General features: G+C 45.7%; 18 tRNA genes and 2 rRNA genes. All 20 read right to left on the bottom strand.

Going from position 1 to position 3,027, the window contains the following annotated elements:
- Positions 1-198: 198 nt before the first annotated feature.
- Positions 199-275 (bottom strand) — tRNA-Ile (locus HMPREF0077_RS07345).
- A 38-nt stretch (positions 276-313) separates the two neighbouring features.
- Positions 314-390: transfer RNA gene (locus tag HMPREF0077_RS07340), tRNA-Ile, on the bottom strand.
- A gap of 5 nt (positions 391-395) precedes the next feature.
- Positions 396-471, bottom strand: a tRNA-Trp gene (locus HMPREF0077_RS07335).
- Positions 472-525: 54 nt separating this feature from the next.
- Positions 526-601: transfer RNA gene (locus HMPREF0077_RS07330), tRNA-Phe, on the bottom strand.
- Positions 602-607: 6 nt separating this feature from the next.
- Positions 608-701: transfer RNA gene (locus HMPREF0077_RS07325), tRNA-Ser, on the bottom strand.
- 57 nt (positions 702-758) lie between these two features.
- A tRNA-Ser gene (locus HMPREF0077_RS07320) sits at positions 759-848 on the bottom strand.
- Positions 849-967: 119 nt separating this feature from the next.
- Positions 968-1,043 (bottom strand) — tRNA-Lys (locus HMPREF0077_RS07315).
- A gap of 4 nt (positions 1,044-1,047) precedes the next feature.
- A tRNA-Gln gene (locus tag HMPREF0077_RS07310) sits at positions 1,048-1,123 on the bottom strand.
- A 99-nt stretch (positions 1,124-1,222) separates the two neighbouring features.
- Positions 1,223-1,299 (bottom strand) — tRNA-Arg (locus tag HMPREF0077_RS07305).
- 24 nt (positions 1,300-1,323) lie between these two features.
- Positions 1,324-1,397 (bottom strand) — tRNA-Gly (locus tag HMPREF0077_RS07300).
- Positions 1,398-1,412: 15 nt separating this feature from the next.
- Positions 1,413-1,498, bottom strand: a tRNA-Tyr gene (locus tag HMPREF0077_RS07295).
- Positions 1,499-1,523: 25 nt separating this feature from the next.
- Positions 1,524-1,599 (bottom strand) — tRNA-Thr (locus HMPREF0077_RS07290).
- Positions 1,600-1,625: 26 nt separating this feature from the next.
- Positions 1,626-1,702 (bottom strand) — tRNA-Asp (locus HMPREF0077_RS07285).
- 41 nt (positions 1,703-1,743) lie between these two features.
- A tRNA-Val gene (locus HMPREF0077_RS07280) sits at positions 1,744-1,819 on the bottom strand.
- 198 nt (positions 1,820-2,017) lie between these two features.
- Positions 2,018-2,092 (bottom strand) — tRNA-Glu (locus HMPREF0077_RS07275).
- Between the two features lie 177 nt (positions 2,093-2,269).
- Positions 2,270-2,346, bottom strand: a tRNA-Met gene (locus HMPREF0077_RS07270).
- A 25-nt stretch (positions 2,347-2,371) separates the two neighbouring features.
- A tRNA-Leu gene (locus tag HMPREF0077_RS07265) sits at positions 2,372-2,460 on the bottom strand.
- Between the two features lie 99 nt (positions 2,461-2,559).
- A tRNA-Asn gene (locus tag HMPREF0077_RS07260) sits at positions 2,560-2,634 on the bottom strand.
- Between the two features lie 69 nt (positions 2,635-2,703).
- A 5S ribosomal RNA gene (gene rrf, locus HMPREF0077_RS07255) occupies positions 2,704-2,820 on the bottom strand.
- Positions 2,821-2,822: 2 nt separating this feature from the next.
- A 5S ribosomal RNA gene (gene rrf, locus HMPREF0077_RS07250) occupies positions 2,823-2,939 on the bottom strand.
- Positions 2,940-3,027: the final 88 nt, after the last annotated feature.

The raw sequence follows: 3,027 nt of genomic DNA, 5'->3' as shown, positions 1-3,027 counted from the left end.
GTGAGCAAGAAGACACCTAAAGCTAAAGATGTTTGATTAGCCTTGCGGGACTCGAACCCTGTGGCCTTGTCCCTTGTAGGGTTTTAAATGCGATAGCATTTAAAATCTCTGAGGCGAATGAAATGAGACCAGAGATGAGTTTCTAGCTGCTCATAACCGGTTATTCGGCAAAAAAAAACACCTCATAGCTGAGATGTTTGGTGGGCCTCCAGGGACTCGAACCCTGGACCTACCGGTTATGAGCCGGGCGCTCTAACCGACTGAGCTAGAGGCCCACAATAATAAATTGTGCAGTGTACTATATTAATTAAATTGGTGGACCTGAGTAGACTCGAACTACCGACCTCACGCTTATCAGGCGTGCGCTCTAACCACCTGAGCTACAGGTCCATATATGGCAGGGGAGACAGGATTTGAACCCGCGACATCCGGTTTTGGAGACCGACGTTCTGCCAGCTGAACTACTCCCCTTCAAAGTTATGTAGAATTTACAACCGTATGCAATTATAATCAAATCCAAAAAATTGGTGCCCAGAGGCGGAATCGAACCACCGACACGGGGATTTTCAGTCCCCTGCTCTACCGACTGAGCTATCTGGGCTTATAATGGCGGAGAAGGAGGGATTTGAACCCTCGCATCCCTATTGACAGGATCTACTCCCTTAGCAGGGGAGCCTCTTCAGCCACTTGAGTACTTCTCCTTAAGCTACTAAGCTTATAGCTGACATATTCATAAAAATTATGAAGCTGTTTGCTTTTGGCGGAGAGGAAGGGATTCGAACCCTTGTGAGCCAATGACTCTAACGGTTTTCAAGACCGCCCCGTTATGACCGCTTCGGTACCTCTCCATGTATTAAATTATTGATAAGTAATCAAATGGCTTAGAATAAACATATCCATAAAAGTAATTCGTCGATAATCTCGACGAATTTCCAACATCACCCCAGATGGGGTGAATATTGTTTTTTGGTGACCCATCGGAGATTCGAACTCCGGACACCCTGATTAAAAGTCAGGTGCTCTACCGGCTGAGCTAATGGATCATATTGGCTGGGATAGCAGGACTCGAACCTACGCATACCAGAGTCAAAGTCTGGTGCCTTACCGACTTGGCTATATCCCAATGTTCAAAGTACGGTATAATTATATCATAAATGTAATCGGCTGTCAAGCTTTTTTTTACACCTAAGTCCTTGCCTTTTCACTAATTAGAAATTGTCTTTGGCGCGCCCTCCAGGATTCGAACCTGGGACACACGGATTAGAAGTCCGATGCTCTATCCAGCTGAGCTAAGGGCGCTCATCTAAGTTATAATAAACTTTTTGGAGCGGGTGAAGGGAATCGAACCCTCGCAACCAGCTTGGAAGGCTGGGGCTCTACCACTGAGCTACACCCGCATAGATGTAAAAGTTTGGTGGGGATGAGCGGATTCGAACCACTGAAAGCTAAGCTAACGGATTTACAGTCCGTCCCATTTGGCCAACTCTGGAACATCCCCACAAATAATATTTCCAAATATCTATTGGAGCTGATGATAGGACTTGAACCTACAACCTATTGATTACAAATCAATTGCTCTACCAATTGAGCTACATCAGCATATTGGATCACTATTGCAATCCAAATGGCGACCTGGATGAGATTCGAACTCACGACCTCCGCCGTGACAGGGCGGCATTCTAACCAGCTGAACTACCAGGCCATTCAAAGGACCATTGTCCTTAAACATTATAAATAATGTGTTGGTGGAAGTAACAGGGCTCGAACCTGTGACCCCCTGCTTGTAAGGCAGATGCTCTCCCAACTGAGCTATACTTCCATAAAAAGTGTTTTGACAATTAAAATTATATAATTGTGACCCTACTGGGATTCGTAACCCAGTCCCTTTTAGGGTTTCAAATCACAAGATTTGAAATCTTTGAGACGAACGTCAGTGAGTCCAAAGAACTTACCGCCGTGAACACGGTGGTATCCTCTTGTACGAAGAAGTTCTTTTCTAGTCTAATTTGACTAATAATGGTGACCCTACCGGGATTCGAACCCGGGATACCACCGTGAAAGGGTGGTGTCTTAACCGCTTGACCATAGGGCCTTAGTTAATTTAGCTTTTACAAGGTTAACTTGATAATGTTGAAGCTTTGCTTCAAGTGTCTTAGTCGGCTCCATGACGAAATCGAAGATTTCTATTTCGCGACATTTGACCTACCATCGATTTATTTCATAAATCGGGTTAGGATCAAGAACCGCTTGACCATAGGGCCTTATTAAATGGTTGCGGGAGTAGGATTTGAACCTACGACCTTCGGGTTATGAGCCCGACGAGCTACCAAACTGCTCCATCCCGCGATATTGTTAGAGTAGTAGGTGTTATTGGTGCCGAGAATCGGAATCGAACCGATACGGTGTTTAACCACCGCAGGATTTTAAGTCCTGTGCGTCTGCCAGTTCCGCCACCCCGGCATATATTACATAGCCTGCAGTAAATAACCAGCAAATTCATTCTCGGATTAAGCTCCAAGCTTGAGCATAAGAGCCATTAACGAGCCGAGCAGGCTTGTTTGGCGCTCAGGGTGGGACTCGAACCCACAACCTACCGGTTAACAGCCGGGTGCTCCACCATTGAGCTACCTAAGCATTACAACGATATAATTATAACATAAGCCTATATCGCTGTCAACATATTATCTAACTTGCTTAGATATTGTTTAGCTACTTCCTAGTCTCCCGGGAGGTTGCCCTCCGAGTACCATCGGCGTTATGAGGCTTAACTTCTGTGTTCGGTATGGGAACAGGTGTATCCCTCATGCTATCGTAACTATATTGTTTAGCGGCTTCCTAGTCTCCCGGGAGGTTGCCCTCCGAGTACCATCGGCGTTGTTAGGCTTAACTTCTGTGTTCGGTATGGGAACAGGTGTATCCCTAGCGCTATCGCCACTATATTTACGAACCTTTCTCGCCGTAAATTGTACTCAAGCTGCTTTGCACCTTGAACAATTCTGACGGCTGACCTACCATCAATTCATCTTC

This window comes from Anaerococcus tetradius ATCC 35098 (assembly GCF_000159095.1).
Taxonomy (GTDB): domain Bacteria; phylum Bacillota; class Clostridia; order Tissierellales; family Peptoniphilaceae; genus Anaerococcus; species Anaerococcus tetradius.
This window is presented reverse-complemented; position numbering and strand designations above follow the sequence as displayed.